The sequence below is a fragment of the Streptomyces sp. JJ38 genome (genome assembly GCF_019303475.1).
Lineage (GTDB): Bacteria > Actinomycetota > Actinomycetes > Streptomycetales > Streptomycetaceae > Streptomyces.
On record NZ_JABLSI010000014.1, the window covers coordinates 38901 to 53589 of the forward strand.

Consider the following 14689-nt stretch of genomic DNA (forward strand, 5'->3'; position numbering starts at 1 on the left):
TGCTCACCCCTCCGTGAGTTCGAGCGTCACGGGAGACATTGACGGCACATGGAACTCCACCGCTGCGACATTGGCAGGCGGGGCAGGGAACTGAGCGAAGACGGGCCTGCTCTCGCCCGGCTGGACACCCGCCAACCCCGTCGTGCACAAGCATTGACCGTCAGTATCCCGGAGAACCATGTAGCGCTTTTTGCCCGACTTGTCAATCAAGGTGGCACCTGCGATTGAGGACTTGGACTTGATGGCCGTCTCCTCGGATCGCCACTCAGCGGCACGGAATGTTCGGTCGCCCTTGTTGTATAGCGTCCCACTCACAGTGACGAACCCGCCGGCGTCGCGCACGGCGGAGTGAACAGCGATCTCGATCCCGTTGGCACCTTTGAGCTCGCCAATCACCTTGCTGGTGTCGACTTCATCATCCCCTGCGTCCGTGCTGGCGCTACTGCTTGCGCTGGACTTCTTTGGCGCGGATGGGTTCGCCTCGTCGTCGTCTCCGCCACCGCCACACGCGGCCAGCGTGAACAGGGCGACCATGGTCACCGCTGTAGCCACGGCGCTTCGGTAGGCCGTGCGCTCAGTGTGCCGAGAACTCATTGGTGACAAATCCTTCGGTGGAGTGAACTTCAATCGATGAGCCGAACGGAAAACATGATGTCCAGGTCGGGCAAGGAGTCACCTGCCTCAGGATCAACTGTGACCGAATCGCCATCGCAGTCCAGTTCGATCGGAGCGGGATCACCTTCCGCGTCGGACTCCGACGTCAGTACGCAACGGGGTTCGAGGAGCGCTCGCGCATTCGCCGTCGCGAAAGTCCCTTCTGTGCCAGGCACGACGGTGTCACCCACCGGGTCCAGCGCCTTCACTTCTACCCGGACACTCTGCGGGGGCCATGGCGAGACCTCGCACACCAGAGCATCCGCGCCGTTGCTCTCCGCGAACTGGCGGGCTGCGGCACAGGGATCCTGGAGACCGACTATGTGCCCATTGAGCAGGTCCTTCCAATCATCAGGATTCGCAACGCTGTCCAGAAGTGCTTCGCCCAACTGGTCCCGTGTGTCGTACGCCGCAGCGAGGGCTGCGGCATCTGCAGCTCCTTGTACACCGTTGCGGCTGACGGCAGCCTGCCCGAACGCAAAATAGGCCACAGCCAGGAACAGCAACCCTGCGACCACAGTGATGTACACGGGAAAGGCTTGACCTCGATCACCCCCCATGGAGCGAGCCGCTATTTGCCCCCGGTGACCTTCGAGATCTGGTCGCCGATCGCATTGGCGATCTCCGTTCCGAAGTCCGTCGTCAGAAGCACGACGATGATCGCGGCTACGACGGCGAGGATGCCGAGGTACTCGATCGCGGTCTGGCCGCGATCGTCGGGGCGGGGCTTGAAGAGCGGAAGGCGGGGCATGGGGTTCTCCCTCTCCGGGGTCGGGCGCGGGGGTGTGAGGTCGGGCTGTGGAGCGGGACGGGGGCGGGGCGGGGCCCAGACCGTCACGGGGGGCCGGTGTCACATGGTTCGGCACGGGACATGGCCTCCTCGCGGTCCGTCGGGGGTACGCGGTGACGTGGTCAGGGTTCGCTCCAGAGAGTGACTCTGCCACAACGGGTTGCGCACGCGAAGGGGGTGCGGCGAATTGTGTGGGAACTCGTAATGTGTCAAGGCCACTTCACTCACCCCTCACTCCCCCGTGATGCGGCTGAACTCGGTTTCGGTGCCGAGGAAGAGACCGGCGACCAGCAGGATAAGCGTGGCCGGGACCATGACGGTGGTGATGACGAGGGTGGCCTTGGGGACGGCACGGGCGGCTCGGCGGCGGGCCAGTTGGGCGTCGGTGCGCCGCATGTCGGCGGCGATGGCGATGAGGGTGTCGACGATGGGCGCGCCGAGGTCCTCGCCCTGCTGGAGGGCGGTGACGAACAGGGCCACCTGTTCGGAGTCGTTGCGGCGGCGGAGGTCCTCGAAGGCCTGGCGGCGGCTGACGCCCATGTCCATCTGGCGCAGGGTGATGCGGAGTTCGTCGGCCCACGGGCCCTCGTACCGTTCGGCGACGCGGTCGAGGGCCTGGCGGAAGCCGAGGCCGGCGGAGACGACGACGGCGAGCACGTCGAGGAAGTCCGGCAGGGTGCGCTCGATCTCGGCGCGGCGGATGCGGATGGATGCCGCAATGCCGACCTCGACCCAGAACAGGCCGAAGGCGACCATGAGGGCCGCGAGGAGCCATTGGCCGCGGGTGAGCATGGCGAGGGCGCCGAAGGCGCCGAGGAAGCCGTAGACCGCGCGGCGGGCGGCGTAGCGGTCGAGGGTGAGGCCGCCGGGGTTGCCGGCGCGGTCGATGCGGCGCCGGACGGCGTCGACGCGCCGGGGGCCCATGAGCCGGAGGACGAGGGGTGCCCAGCGCATGCCGAGGCGGTCGAGGGCGGAGCCGACGGGCGTGGTGCGGGAGGCGCCGACTTCCAGGGCGAGGGCGAGGTCGGCGGGGAGCTTGGCGTCGGCGCGGTAGAGGCGGATGCCGTAGGCGAGCCCGGTGAGGGAGAGGGCTGCGAGGGCGGCGAGGAGGAGGGTCATGGGTGGTGGGCCTCAGACGTCGATCCGGGACATGCGGCGGATGACGAGGAATCCGGCCGCGTAGAGGGAGAAGGCGAGGACGACGGCGGCCTGGCCGACGAAGGTGCTGGTCATGCGGTCGAGGACGCCGGAGCCCGCGCGGTCCATCATGAGCAGGACGGTGAGGCCGATGAGGGGGACGGCGTAGGCGGTCATCATGACCTGGGAGAGCTGGGTCCGGACCTCCCGCCGGGTCTCCTTGCGCTGTTCCAGCGTCTCGGTGAGGTTGCGCAGGGAGCTGACGACCTGGCCGCCGGCCCGGTTGGAGAGCACCAGGGTGGTGACGAGGACGACGAGTTCGCGGGAGGGGAGGCGGGCGGCGAGCTCGCCGAGGGCGTCGTCGAGGGAGTGGCCGACGCCGAGGGCGTGGGAGACCTTGGTGAGCTCCTCCCCCGCCGGTGCGTCCATCTCCTCGGCGGCCATGGTGATGGCGGTGCGCAGGGCGAGCCCGGCCTGGGTGCCGTTGGCGAGGAGGCGGGCGAGTTCGGGGAGCTGGTTGATGAACTTGTCGATGCGCTTCTGCCGCTGCCAGTTGAGGAAGGCGTTGGCCGCGCCGAGGCCCAGCACCGCGGCGAGGGGGCCGAAGAAGGGGGAGAGGAGGGACTGGGCGGCGAGCCACAGTGCGGCGACGGCGGAGGCCACGTAGACCGTGTACTCGCCGGGGGTGAGGTCCAGCCCGGTCGCGGCGAGGCGGAGTTCGAGGCGGCGGCCGGGGGCGGTACGGCGCAGCCGGCGGTCGAGGGCGGCGAAGCGGCGGTCGCCGCCGGCCACGGGGGGCGTCTGGCTGAGCCGTTCGACGAGGGTTTGGTGCTGGGCGCGCCCCGCGGCGTAGGTGCGCAGCCCGGCGACGGCGAGGGCGCAGGCGACGAGCGTGGCGCCGAGGGTGAGCAGTATGAGCTGGTCGAGAGTCACGGCGGAGTCCTCAGCGGGCGGCGCGGGTGGCGAGTTCGAGTTCGGAGTCGCCGACGCCGAAGCTGGGCGGGAGGGCTTCGCCGCTGAGGTAGAGGCGGTCGGCGACGCGGCGTGGGACGGGGTGGTAGGTGAAGTGGCCGCGGACGACGCCGTCAGCCTCGATCGGCCGGTGCTGGAAGCGGGCGACGGTGGTGATGCGGTAGTCCTCGCGGCCCGCGGAGTCGAGGAGGGCGAGTTCGGTGACGCGGCGGGAGCCGTCGGGGTGCCGGGTGAGCTGGACGAGGACGTCGACGGCGCTGTTGATCTGGTCGCGTAGGGCCTCGAAGGGGATCTTGACCTCGGACATGGAGGCGAGGGTCTGGAGCCGCATGAGGGCGTCCTCGGTGCTGTTGGCGTGGACGGTGGCGAGGGAGCCGTCGTGACCGGTGGACATGGCTTGCAGCATGTCGAGGGTCTCGCCGCCGCGCACCTCGCCGACGATGATGCGGTCGGGCCGCATGCGCAGGGAGTTGCGGACGAGGTCGCGGATGGTGATCTGTCCGTTGCCCTCGACGTTGGGCGGACGGGATTCGAGGGAGATGACGTGCTGCTGCTGGAGCTGGAGTTCGGCGGCGTCCTCGACGGTGATGATGCGTTCGCCGTCGGGGATGAGCCCGGAGAGCGCGTTGAGGAGTGTCGTCTTCCCCGAGCCGGTGGCACCGGAGACGATGATGTTGAACTTCGCCCGGACGAGTGAGGCGAGGAAGACGGTCATCGGTTCGTCGAGCGTGCCGAGGCCGATGAGCTCGTGGAGGGTGTACGAGCGGGGAAAGCGGCGGATGGTGAGCGTCGGGCCGGTGAGGGCGAGCGGCGGGATGATGACGTTGACGCGTTCCCCGGTGGGCAGGCGGGCGTCCACCATGGGGTTGGACTCGTCGACGCGGCGGTTGACGGTCGAGACGATGCGCTCGATGGTCTGCATGAGCTGGTCGCCGGAGGCGAAGCGCAGCGGGAGGCGTTCGACGCGGCCGGCGCGTTCGACGTAGACGTGGTCGGGCCCGTTGACCATGATCTCGGTGATGGAGGGGTCCTCCAGGAGCGGTTCGAGGATGCCCAGCCCGAGCGCCTCGTCCACGACACGGCGGATGAGCAGGGCGCGTTCGGAGGTGGACAGGACGGGGCCCTCGCGGCTGATGATGTGGCCGAGGACGCGTTCGAGCCGGGTGCGGCGTTCCGCGGCGGTCAGCGAGGACATCTCGGCGAGGTCGATCTCCTCCAGCAGCTTGGCCCGGAACGTGCCGACGAGGTGGCTCTCCTCGGGCCGGTCGGCGGTGGCTTCGGGCGCTGCGATGCGGGCCTTGAGGCTCACGGCGGGGTTCTCCTTCCGGCTCGTGCGGTGGGTCGGTCAGTCGCGGACGCGGGGCATGGTGGCCGACTTCGTGGCGCTGCCGAAGTCGACGAAGGGGATGACGGAGGGGATGTCGACGGTGGCCGTCACCGTGACCTCCCCGGGGGCGCGGGCCTCGGCGAAGGACGCGCCGTCGGCGAGCCAGCCGCTGAGGGCGGCCTCCCCGGCGTCGGCGGCGGCGCGTTCGTCGTCCTGGGAGACGTAGCGGGCCGCGGTCCGGGCGGCGGTGCCGGCCTGCTGGGCGGTGTAGGCGGCGAGACCGAGCTGGACGGCGGCGAGGGCGATGAGGAGCAGCAGGGGCAGGAAGCCGAGGTACTCGATGGCCGCCTGGCCTCGGTCCCTGGAGCGGTTCCGGGAAGGTGCGTGCCCGCGCCCGCAGCTCAGCGGCCGACTCATTCCGCCTCCTCCACCACATGGGCGGCCTTGCCCGTGACGTCGAAGGGGAAGGCGACGCTGCCGGGGAAGAGCACGGGCACCCGCAGCCGGACGGTGGCGGTGACGAGCCCGCCGGACTCGGCGCAGCCCACGGAGGCCGAGGAGCTCCAGGCGCTCGGCAGGTCGGAGGTGCCCGCGGCGGCGCAGTCGCCACCGACGGCCGCGGCACGGGCGGCCTCGTCGGCGGCGTTCCCCGCGAGGCTGTAGGTGTAGCCGACGAGCGCGAACTGCCAGAGAAGCACCAGGGTGAGCAGGATCAGCGGCAGCATGCCGAGGAACTCGATCGTCACCTGCCCCCGGTCTCGGGAAGGCTGTTCCCGGAAACGCCCGCCCCCGAAGCGCCCGCCCCCGAAGCGCCGCTCCCGTGGCCGCCACGCGCACGGGACCGGCCCCGCCCCGCCGGGCACGGCTCACCGCTCCCCGGCCGCGCCGCCCCGGCGGCGTCGGCGGGTGGTGAGGGCGCCCCGGGCGCGGGCGGCCGGGACGAGTGAGGGGCCGGGAGACGCCGGGGCGGGGAGGAGCGCGGAGCGGCCGGAGGCGGCGGGCTGGGTGCCGCCGCGCCGTTCGCCGCCGACGAGCCCGACCTCCCCGGCCAGGGCCCACAGGGCCTGGCGGACGCTGCCGCGGCTGTCGAGTTCGTGCATGCGGGAGGAGTCCAGGCAGCTCTGGAGCTCCTTGAAGGCGGCGGGGACGGTGGTGCGGGCGACGCGGGTGCCGGAGATCTGCGCGATGAGCGGGGGCTGGATCTCGGTGCCGCGGGTGTGCCGGTTGACGAGGGTGACGGTGTCCTCCGCCTTGCGGATCTGGAGCCGGTCCCACAGCCGCACCTGCCGTTTGACGCCGCGTACGGCGACGACGTCGGGGGTGGTGACGAGCAGGGCGGTGTCGGCGGTCTCGACGGCGGCGGCGCCGGCGGCGTCGAGGTGGGCGCCGCAGTCGACGACGACGGCGTCGTAGCGGGCGCGCAGGGCGTGGAGGAGCTGGCGGGCCGCGGGGTCGGTGACCTCTTCGGCGCGCTCGCCCTCGGCGGGTGCGAGCAGCAGGGCGAGGCCGCTCTCGTGGGCGAAGACGGCGTCCTGGAGGACGCGGGGGGTGAGGTCGCTGATGCCGGCGAGGTCGGCCACGGAGCGGCGGAACTGGACGTCGAGGAAGGAGGCGACGTCGCCGGTCTGGAGGTCGAGGTCGACGAGGACGGTCTCGCGGCCGGAGGCCTGGGCGGCGAGGGCGAGCTGTACGGCGGTGAGGGTCGTGCCGACGCCGCCCTTGGCGCCGGTGACGGTGACGAGGGTGCCGCCGGGCCCGGAGCCGAACGGGTCCTCGCCGGGGCCGAGGTGGCGGCGTACCCCGGTGGACCACCCGGCGACGGCCTGGACCCGGGCGGCGAGGTCCTCGTAGCCGATGGGCAGGGCGAGGACGCCGCGGGCCCCGCTGTCCATGGCGGCGGAGTAGACGGCGGGGCTGGGGTCGCTGGTGATGAGGACGGTGCCGACGGCCGGGAAGCGCACCGCGATCTCGCGGATGACGTCGAGGGCGGGGCGAGGGCCGACGCGCTCGTGGACGAGGACGACCTCGGGGAGCCCGGCGACGGACTCGGAGCCGAGCGCGGCCAGCAGGTCGAGCAGGGACGTCGAGTTGCCGATGGGCGGCTGGGGGTCGGCGGCGGGGAGGCGCCCGAGGAGCTCGGCGAGGGCGTGGGCCAGGTCGGCGTCGCCCACGGCGGGGAGGACGCGCGTGGCGGGCTGGTGCATGGGCTGCCTCACTTGTCCTCGCCGAGCGTGTAGGTGCGTTCGTCCTGGGGAATGCCGCTCTGCTCTCCGGGGGCGACGAGGGCGAGCCGCACGTGGGTGGCGAACGACTCGGCGTAGGCGATGCGCTGGGCGCCGCGGGTGTCGAGGGCGAAGGTGATGGGCACGGCCTCGGAGGTGCCGCGGGCACGTCCGGAGTCGGCGTCGGTGTCCTCGATGCTGGTGAGTTCGCCGACGTCGATGACGCGGGCCGACTCGACGATGAGCTGGGAGACGTCGGGGTCGTCGCCCTCACCGCGGAACGTGGCGTAGACGTTGACCCGGGCTCCGGGGGTGATCTTCCCGGCGACTCCGGTGGCGGAGTCGATCATGATGGCGATCTCCTGCTGCCCGGTATCGAGGGCCGGGCGGTCGGCGATCATGTCGAGCTGCAGGAGGGAACCGGACTTCAGCGGGTTGACGGCGATCTTGCCCTTGATCGCCGCGAGGTCGGTGACGGCCGTCTCGGGCAGCCACCGCTCGGGCATGCTGATCTCCGTGAACTGCTCGGCCCGCAGTGCCTGGTAGGGCTCGATGTCCTTCTTCACCTCGTAGGCCCGCACCTCGGGCCCGACCTTGGACTCCACGTCGTTGACGACGGCGAGGACGCCGACGAACGCGATGAGCGCGCCGAGTGTGGACAGGAGCATCAGGAGGATGCCGCGGCGCTGGCGGGAGTTCATATCGGGGGGCTACCTCTGCTGCGTGGTCGAGTCCGGGCGGGGGCTGTTCGGCGGAGCTGCCGGCCGGAGGCCGGGTGGCCGGGGCCGGGGGCTGAGAGTCAGGGGCTGGGGGTCAGGGCTGGGGGTCAGGGGCTGAGGAGGCGGTCCGGGCCGGTCCGGGGTGCTATGGGGTTGTACCAGCATGGTGCGGTCTACGGGCCCGTCATGTCTGCCCATGGGACGGTCCGTAGGGGACGACGTCCGACACCGCGGCCTCGTGCGGTATGACGGCGCCAGGGCCGGTGTCCTCGTGCGGGTCAAGACCGGTGCCGTAGTCCGCCGGCGCGCGGCGGCTCGGCTGCCGCTGCTCGCCGGGGGGCACCGGGGCGGCGCAGAAGGCGCAGCGGTCACCGATGAGTTCGAGGCCGCACCAGTGGCACACGGTGCGCCGCACGGAGCCGATGAGCTGGTAGAGGACGGAGATGTCGGGGATGGCCGCGGCGAACTCGACCAGCTTGCCGGTGCCCCACCAGCGCGCCGAGTCGGGCGGCAGCGTGGCCTGTTCGACGCCGGTGACCTGCCACTGCGCGGCCAGGGTGCCGGCGGGCCAGGCGGAGGTGAGCTGGCCCGCGGCGGTCGTGAGCCGGGTGACGTAGTCGGGGCCCTTGAGCGGTGCGGCGTGCGGGCCGAGCCGGACGAGCTGCGGCTCCGGGGCCGTGACGACGGCGAACTGGCTCCCCGGCACCCAGGACCTGGCGTGCGTGGTCAGCGAGACCGGCACCCGGTCCAGCTTGGCGACCGAGGTGAGGACGGCGCCGGCGTGGACGTAGTGCGCCAGCAACCGGACGGCCGCGGCCAGCACGCCGGGGCTGAGGTCGGTCGCCGACAGCTGCCGCAGCTGCCGCACCAGCACGGCCAGCGCGAGCGGCGGCAGCTCGGACTCCACGAGCGCGATCCGCTCGGACTCCAGGACGGAGCGGACGGTGTGCAGCCGCCGCCGGACGGCGGCGGGGACCGAGGCGGGGTAGAGCACGACGAGGTAGCCGTGCTGGTCGAGCAGGTGACGGGTGTGGTCGAGCGCGGCGTCGAGCGGAGTGCGGTCGGGCGGTGGGAGGACGGCGGCGGGCGGCGTCTGCCGGTCCGGTGGCGGCAGCACCAGCTCCGGGCTGGTCACGGCTATCGCGGTCGTCACATCTGCCTGCCCGTCGTCGGTCGCGTTCCGCACGCCCCGCGCGGCGCTCTCGGATACCGGCCGCGGCGGCCGTTCCTCACCATATGTGCTCCTCGTGCCACCGCAGTAGCCCTACCAGGGAAGTGCGCGGATCTGTTCGACGCACAGGACGACGAACAGCGCGGCGGCCAGGACGAGCATGGTGTTGCTGAGCGGGCCGCTGCGCCAGGGCGCGGGCATGTCGCGCCGGTTGAGCAGCACGAGCAGCGTCCCGGCCAGGAACGGCAGGAACAGCGCCCCGAGGACGCCGTACCCGATCACGAGGGCGAAGGGGCGGTCGAGGAAGAGCAGCACGATCGGCGGGAACGTGAGCCAGAGCAGGTAGAAGCGGAAGGCGGGCGAGCGTTCCCGGGCCCCGGAGGCCACCGCGCGGGCACCGCCCACGTCACCGGCCGCGCCACGGCCCGCGCGACCGCCCGCCCACCGTCCCGCAGCGCCACCCAGGTGGGCGGTGTAGTCGGAGAACAGCAGGCTCACGCCGTGCCAGACGCCGACGAGCGAGGAGAACGAGGTCGCGAAGAAGCCGACGAGGAACAGGTCGGCGGTGAACGGGTCGAAGCGCCGCTCGAGTTCGGTGCCGACGTCCAGCAGGCCCCTGCTGCCGTCCAGCGTGGCCTGGGTGGCCTGCAGCAGCTCGGCGCCGACAATGATCATGGCGATGGTGAAGACGGCCGTGGTGACGTAGGCCGTCGCGTTGTCCAGCCGCATCATCCGCATCCAGCCCGGGGTGTCCCAGCCCTTGGCGTTCACCCAGTAGCCGTAGGCGGCCATCGTGATGGTGCCGCCCACGCCCCCGACGACGCCGAGCGTGTAGACGACGGAGCCGTCGGGAATGGAGGGCCACAGCCCGGCGAACGCCGCGCCCGCGTCGGGCACGACCCGGACGGCCAGCACCACCACGACGACGAACATGGTGCCGATGAGCACCGTCATGACGCGCTCGACGACCCGGTACCGGTTGAACCACACGAAGACGAGGCCGAGGAGAGCCGTCCCGACTCCCCACACCTTGAAGTCCACGGTGTCGGGGAAGAGCGCCGCCAGGGGCAGGGCGGCGGCGGACATCGCCGTCGCCCCGTAGACGAAGCCCCACAGCAGGGCGTAGCCGCCGAAGTAGTAGAGCGTCCAGGAGCCGAGGGAGCGCCAGCCGTCGAAGAGCGTGCGGCCGGTGGCCAGGTGCCAGCGGGCCGCGCCCTCGGCGAAGGCGATGCGGATGGCGCAGCCGACGACGACGGCCCACAGCAGCGTGTACCCGAAGCGGCTGCCGGCGACGAGCGTGGCGACGAGGTCCCCGGCCCCGATCCCGGTGGCGGCGACGACGAGGCCGGGGCCGACGGACCGCCAGCGGACCCGGCCCTCCGCCTCGTCCGACGCGGGGCCGGAACCGGGGCTTGACGCGGCGCCGGAACCGGGGCCTGACGCGGGGCCGGAACCGGGGCTTGACGCGGGGCCGGGGCCGGGGCCGTCAGCCGAAGCTGGGTGGGTGGACACGGAAGGTCTCCATCGCGAAACGGTGTACCCACGCGATCTCGGTGCTCTCGCCGACGGGCCCGGAGGTGACGAGGCTGTAGGGCGCGCCGTTGTCGGCGGTGAAGCGCTCGTCGAAGCTGATCCGGGGGCCGAACTCGTCGTGCTCGTACCGGTAGGCGTGCAGCACGCTGTCGGCACGGCTGGGCGTCACGAGCCCGGACTCATCCCGCTCGTAGCCCTCGAACCGCTCGGCGATGGCGCGGGCCTCGTCCATCGACTCCTGCGGCGAGTCCCACCCCAGGGTGAACACCTGGATGCGACTGCGCTCACCGGGGGTGCCGATGAAGGTGCTGAACCCGTCCCGCCGCAGCTGCCACGTCTCGGGGGCGGCCACGTCGAAGCGGACGTCGCGGAACCACTCCCAGCCCTCCGGAAGCGGGGCCGAGGCCCCGGAGGGCGGCGGCGAGGACGTGGGCGGAGTCGTCGAAGGGGCGGGGTCGGACGGGTTGGAGGGGGAGGGGGAAGTCGTGGACGGGCGCGGGGGCCGGGCGTCGTCCCGCTCGTCCTCCTCGCTCCCGGTGGCCCGCGCGAGCCACACGGCCCCGCCGACGGCGAGCAGCACGGCGAGGACGATGACCCCGGCCACGACCGGTGCCCGCCGCCCCCGTGCGGGCCGCGCGCCGACAGGCTCGGGCTCACCGAGCTCGACCGACGGGCCGACCGGCGGCGGCTGCGCCGACGGCCCGGCGGGTGGCTCGACCGGATGCTCGCCCCGGCCCGCGGGCGTCTCGGCGGGCTGTTCCGGCGCCGCGGGCTCCGCGGAGCGGCCGGGCGGGCGCGACGGCGGCGCCGCGGGCCGCGCGGGTGGCACGGACGGCATCGGCGGCGGCTGCCCACCGGAGAACCGGGGTTCGGCCCCTGGCCGGGGCTCGGGCCCGGGCTCGGTGACCCAGGTTCCGCGTTCCTCGTCCCAGTACGCCACGGCTGCCCGCTCAGCCGAGCAGGGCCTGGACGGCCTGGACGACGGGGGCCGCGGCGGCGAGGGCGGCCACAGCGCTGCCGCCGGAACGCAGCAGCTCGCGGAGGCGGCCGAGCCGTTCGCGTTCGGCCTGGCCGGTGCGCTCCAGCTCCGCGAGGCTCTCCCCCACCTCGGCCACGCCCTCGGCCTCGGGGGCGAGCATGGGCAGGTCCCGGCGCAGGTCGTGGACGGCGGCCAGGAGTTCGGGGCTCGCGGTGAGAACCTGCTGACCCGCCTGGTTCTGGGCGTGCTCGCCGGAGGAGACGACGGCTCCCGGCGAGTCGTTGACGGCCTGGGCGCCGTCTCCGGCGGCGACGGCGCCGCCGCTCATGTTCCCGACGTAGACGCCCCCGGAGACCCGGACGTTCCGCGGCTCCGGTGTCGGCTCCCGCTCGGCTTCCCCGTTCATGCGCTGCTCTCCCGTGCCGCTGGTTCGGTGGACTTCTGCGTGAGGGTGGACTTGGTGGCGCGGGCCTTGGCACCCGTGCCCGAGGCGACGGCGCCGCCGCTCATCTCCCCGATGTAGACGCCGCCCTGGGAGACCTGGACGATCTGCTGCTGGAACTCGTCCGTCTGGAAGCCGGAGGCGCGCAGGGCGTCCCGGACCCCGCTGGCGATCCGGTCCTGCACGGTCTTGATGTAGCGGCTGACGTCCATCTCCTGGAAGAGGGAGAGCTTCGGGGTACTGCCGAGCTCGCGGATGGACGTCTTCGGGCCGTCGGAGACGGACAGGTGCGGCTTGCGCATCCACAGCCGGAACGCGCTCGCGAGCGCGGAGCCGAGGGTGCGCAGGCTCTCGTAGAGGGCGGTCGGGGTGTCCCCCAGGGCCCGTACGGCGGACCGGCGGTTGTCGTTGCGCGCCGGGTCGGCCAGTTCGTCGATGCGCGTGAAGGACCTGCGCACCGGGGTCAGCACGTGCGGGACGACCTCCAGCACCAGCATCCCGCCCTGGGTGTGGACGCGGACGAGGACGGAGACGACGACCTGCTCGTGCCAGGCGCCGATGCGCACGCGGAGGAAGTACCTGCGGCCCTCGCCGCCCTCGTCGACGGCGACGTCGAGGTGTTCGCGGATGTGCTCGGCCTGCCGGGAGACCGCCGGGCGGGCGACGCCGCCGGGCAGGTAGACGAACTCCTCGATCTCCAGTGAGCGCATCCGGTCCATGCTGTGCCGGGCGCCGGCGGCGTCCCGCAGGGCGGTCAGCCGCGGGGTGATGAGGTCGACGACCTGGCGTGGGGTGAGCGGCTCCTTGGACGTGCTGCCGGGCTGCCGCTTGAGCTCCAGGGCGAGGGACCACGGGTTGTGCGGGAGCCCGGCGCCGAGGAACGGTTCGAAGGGGTCGTAGACGGTCAGCGGTGAGTGCTGTTCCTCGGTGATGGCCGCCTCGATACGCCGGTACCGGTCGCTCGCCGGGAGCCGGGGCGGCGGCGCGGTGCGGAACCCCTCGCCGGTCAGCTCGCGGCGCAGGAGCGACATGAGGTCGACCTGCTGGGCCCACAGCGGCAGGGCCAGGGCGAAGGGCAACAGCAGGCCGGCCCAGGCCGTCGGGTCCCCGGTGACCGCGGCCAGGAACACCGTGACGACGTACAGGGCCATCAACAGCCAGCCGAGCAGGCGCCCGACCCGCGCCTTGGACGTCTGCGGCTGCCGGGTGAGGAGCAACAGCAGACCGATCAGGGCGAAGAACAGCGGCCAGACGGTGAAGAAACCCAGCGGTGAGGCCCCGAGGTCGGCCACGGTGCCGGAGGCGGTGCGGCCGAGGCCGATCGTCAGGGCGAGGAACAGGGCCCAGACGACGAGCACCCCGACGGCCTTGCCGATCTCCTGGGACCGGGCGCGCAGGGCGTGGTGGAGCACCGAGACGACGTCCACGCCGAGTGAGGGCGGCACGGGGCGGTCCTCGTGGGCGACGAGCTCGTCGATCACCTTGGTGCGGAACGCGTGGTCGAGGTACACGCCGCCGGAGAGCAGCCGGGTGGCTTCGGTGTGGACGTGGCGACGTGGGGTGTCGGCGGGCTGGGCGCCGTCACCGGTGTCCTGGGCAGGAATCGTCATACGCGTCCCCCGACTCGTCCCCCGAGTTGACTGCGTATGACCTTAGTCACAGAGGATCAGGTGTGCAGGGGCGCACAGGGGTGTCAACCGGCGTACGGAGAAGCGCATGCGCCCCGCTCCCAGGCGCCGGCCTACGGCCGGGGCAGGGAGCAGCCGGGGGCGTCGAGGTCGAGGGTGCCGCCGGGGCGGAAGCAACGGGTGAGGACGCTGGTCTGCTGGCCGTAGTTGGTGCCCTGCCGCACGGTGACCGTGCCGTCGGCGCCGATCTCGCAGGGGTTGTGCACCGTGCAGCGACCGCCCTCGTCGTTTCCGGTGCTGTTGACGCCGACGACCCGGCCGGTGTCGCGGTTGACGACGGGAGCGCCGGAGGTGCCGCCGACGGTGGCGCACTCGGGGGTGTAGCGGATGGAGTCCGCCATGGTCCAGCGGCCTTCGCGCAGCAGCGGGACGAAGCCGTCGATCGCGCAGCGGTAGACGTGCTTCCAGTAGCCGGCCGGGATCTCGATGGCGGTTCCGGGGGCGGGCCGCCGGGCGGCCAGGGTGCGCGGGACGGCGCCGTGGCGGGCGCGGATCTCGCCGTAGGTGGAGGCGAGCCGGTAGACGGCGACGTCGGTGCCGGTGACGGTGGCGTAGAGGAGCCGGTCGGCACGCAGGGCGCCCAGGGCGTCCCCGTCGACGTCCAGCAGTGTGACGGTGCGGTGGGCGGGCTCGTCGGCGCGCGCCTCACCGGGCTGGGGCACCGGCCCCGGCAGGCAGTGGCCGTTGGTGAGGACGAGGGCGGGGTCGGCGGGGCGGGAGCGGGGCAGGCGGACGACGGCGCCCGAGCAGTTGCTGAGGGCGACGGTTCCGGCGAGCCCGCCCGGCGAGTCGGGGGCCGGCGGGGGCGGCCCAAAGGACCCGGGGCCGGCCGGAGTGTACCCGGGGCCGATCGCGGCGGGAACGGGCGCGGCGCCGAGGGCGGTGACGGCGACGCACAGGAGCGCGCCGCCCGCGGTGCCGAGGCGCCCGGGCCGCCGACTCGGCTTCCGGGGACACCAGGCCCGCACGGGACACCAGGCCCGCGCGGAACTCCGTGGCTGTGCGGAACGCGTCATCGCCCGTCTCCCATGCCGGCCTGCTCCCTGTTACGGGGA

16 protein-coding genes are annotated in these 14689 nt (G+C 72.7%); all 16 read right to left on the bottom strand.

What is annotated here, in order from left to right; genetic code table 11:
• Positions 1 to 3: 3 nt before the first annotated feature.
• The 16 genes from HPT28_RS09930 to HPT28_RS10005 all read right to left on the bottom strand — a co-directional run bounded on the left by HPT28_RS09930 (position 4) and on the right by HPT28_RS10005 (position 14650).
• Positions 4 to 534: a hypothetical protein gene (locus tag HPT28_RS09930; protein WP_257578351.1), complete on the bottom strand. Its 531-nt coding sequence runs from the start codon at positions 532 to 534 to the stop codon at positions 4 to 6.
• An 89-nt stretch (positions 535 to 623) separates the two neighbouring features.
• Positions 624 to 1214, bottom strand: coding sequence for a pilus assembly protein TadG-related protein (locus HPT28_RS09935; protein ID WP_219090635.1), 591 nt, complete (start codon positions 1212 to 1214; stop codon positions 624 to 626).
• 11 nt (positions 1215 to 1225) lie between these two features.
• Positions 1226 to 1405, bottom strand: coding sequence for a Flp family type IVb pilin (locus tag HPT28_RS09940; RefSeq protein WP_219090636.1), 180 nt, complete (start codon positions 1403 to 1405; stop codon positions 1226 to 1228).
• A 270-nt stretch (positions 1406 to 1675) separates the two neighbouring features.
• Entirely contained in the window at positions 1676 to 2563 is an 888-nt protein-coding gene (locus HPT28_RS09945) for a DUF5936 domain-containing protein (protein WP_219090637.1), read from the bottom strand.
• 12 nt (positions 2564 to 2575) lie between these two features.
• The gene (locus HPT28_RS09950; RefSeq protein WP_219090638.1) at positions 2576 to 3514 is read right to left on the bottom strand and encodes a type II secretion system F family protein; all 939 of its coding nucleotides are present in this window, start codon (positions 3512 to 3514) and stop codon (positions 2576 to 2578) included.
• Positions 3515 to 3524: 10 nt separating this feature from the next.
• On the bottom strand, positions 3525 to 4862 hold the full coding sequence (locus HPT28_RS09955; protein ID WP_219090639.1) for a CpaF family protein: 1338 nt from the start codon (positions 4860 to 4862) through the stop codon (positions 3525 to 3527).
• 36 nt (positions 4863 to 4898) lie between these two features.
• Positions 4899 to 5297 carry a TadE/TadG family type IV pilus assembly protein gene (locus HPT28_RS09960; RefSeq protein ID WP_219090640.1) on the bottom strand — a complete coding sequence of 133 codons (399 nt, stop codon included), beginning with the start codon at positions 5295 to 5297 and terminating at the stop codon, positions 4899 to 4901.
• Positions 5294 to 5626, bottom strand: coding sequence for a TadE/TadG family type IV pilus assembly protein (locus HPT28_RS09965; RefSeq protein ID WP_308119147.1), 333 nt, complete (start codon positions 5624 to 5626; stop codon positions 5294 to 5296). The genes HPT28_RS09960 and HPT28_RS09965 overlap by 4 nt, the downstream gene beginning before the upstream one ends.
• 120 nt (positions 5627 to 5746) lie before the next feature.
• Positions 5747 to 7084, bottom strand: coding sequence for an AAA family ATPase (locus HPT28_RS09970; protein ID WP_219090641.1), 1338 nt, complete (start codon positions 7082 to 7084; stop codon positions 5747 to 5749).
• Between the two features lie 8 nt (positions 7085 to 7092).
• On the bottom strand, positions 7093 to 7803 hold the full coding sequence (cpaB, locus tag HPT28_RS09975; protein ID WP_219090642.1) for a Flp pilus assembly protein CpaB: 711 nt from the start codon (positions 7801 to 7803) through the stop codon (positions 7093 to 7095).
• Between the two features lie 202 nt (positions 7804 to 8005).
• Positions 8006 to 8974, bottom strand: a complete 969-nt coding sequence (locus tag HPT28_RS09980; RefSeq protein ID WP_308119148.1) for a zinc ribbon domain-containing protein — start codon at positions 8972 to 8974, stop codon at positions 8006 to 8008.
• A 111-nt stretch (positions 8975 to 9085) separates the two neighbouring features.
• On the bottom strand, positions 9086 to 10504 hold the full coding sequence (locus tag HPT28_RS09985) for an Nramp family divalent metal transporter (protein WP_219090643.1): 1419 nt from the start codon (positions 10502 to 10504) through the stop codon (positions 9086 to 9088).
• Positions 10479 to 11465, bottom strand: a complete 987-nt coding sequence (locus HPT28_RS09990) for a hypothetical protein (protein WP_219090644.1) — start codon at positions 11463 to 11465, stop codon at positions 10479 to 10481. Before HPT28_RS09990 ends, HPT28_RS09985 begins: the two co-directional genes overlap by 26 nt.
• 10 nt (positions 11466 to 11475) lie before the next feature.
• Positions 11476 to 11910, bottom strand: coding sequence for a hypothetical protein (locus tag HPT28_RS09995; protein WP_219090645.1), 435 nt, complete (start codon positions 11908 to 11910; stop codon positions 11476 to 11478).
• On the bottom strand, positions 11907 to 13556 hold the full coding sequence (locus tag HPT28_RS10000) for a hypothetical protein (RefSeq protein ID WP_219090646.1): 1650 nt from the start codon (positions 13554 to 13556) through the stop codon (positions 11907 to 11909). Before HPT28_RS10000 ends, HPT28_RS09995 begins: the two co-directional genes overlap by 4 nt.
• 131 nt (positions 13557 to 13687) lie before the next feature.
• Positions 13688 to 14650: a serine protease gene (locus HPT28_RS10005; RefSeq protein WP_219090647.1), complete on the bottom strand. Its 963-nt coding sequence runs from the start codon at positions 14648 to 14650 to the stop codon at positions 13688 to 13690.
• Positions 14651 to 14689: the final 39 nt, after the last annotated feature.

Bases quoted from the DNA above. Each gene is read 5' to 3' on its own strand.
- HPT28_RS09930 (WP_257578351.1), bottom strand. From the start codon at position 534: ATGGTCGCCCTGTTCACGCTGGCCGCGTGTGGCGGTGGCGGAGACGAC.
- HPT28_RS09935 (WP_219090635.1), bottom strand. From the start codon at position 1,214: ATGGGGGGTGATCGAGGTCAAGCCTTTCCCGTGTACATCACTGTGGTC.
- HPT28_RS09940 (WP_219090636.1), bottom strand. From the start codon at position 1,405: ATGCCCCGCCTTCCGCTCTTCAAGCCCCGCCCCGACGATCGCGGCCAG.
- HPT28_RS09945 (WP_219090637.1), bottom strand. From the start codon at position 2,563: ATGACCCTCCTCCTCGCCGCCCTCGCAGCCCTCTCCCTCACCGGGCTC.
- HPT28_RS09960 (WP_219090640.1), bottom strand. From the start codon at position 5,297: ATGAGTCGGCCGCTGAGCTGCGGGCGCGGGCACGCACCTTCCCGGAAC.
- HPT28_RS09970 (WP_219090641.1), bottom strand. From the start codon at position 7,084: ATGCACCAGCCCGCCACGCGCGTCCTCCCCGCCGTGGGCGACGCCGAC.
- cpaB (WP_219090642.1), bottom strand. From the start codon at position 7,803: ATGAACTCCCGCCAGCGCCGCGGCATCCTCCTGATGCTCCTGTCCACA.
- HPT28_RS09995 (WP_219090645.1), bottom strand. From the start codon at position 11,910: ATGAACGGGGAAGCCGAGCGGGAGCCGACACCGGAGCCGCGGAACGTC.
- HPT28_RS10000 (WP_219090646.1), bottom strand. From the start codon at position 13,556: ATGACGATTCCTGCCCAGGACACCGGTGACGGCGCCCAGCCCGCCGAC.
- HPT28_RS10005 (WP_219090647.1), bottom strand. From the start codon at position 14,650: ATGACGCGTTCCGCACAGCCACGGAGTTCCGCGCGGGCCTGGTGTCCC.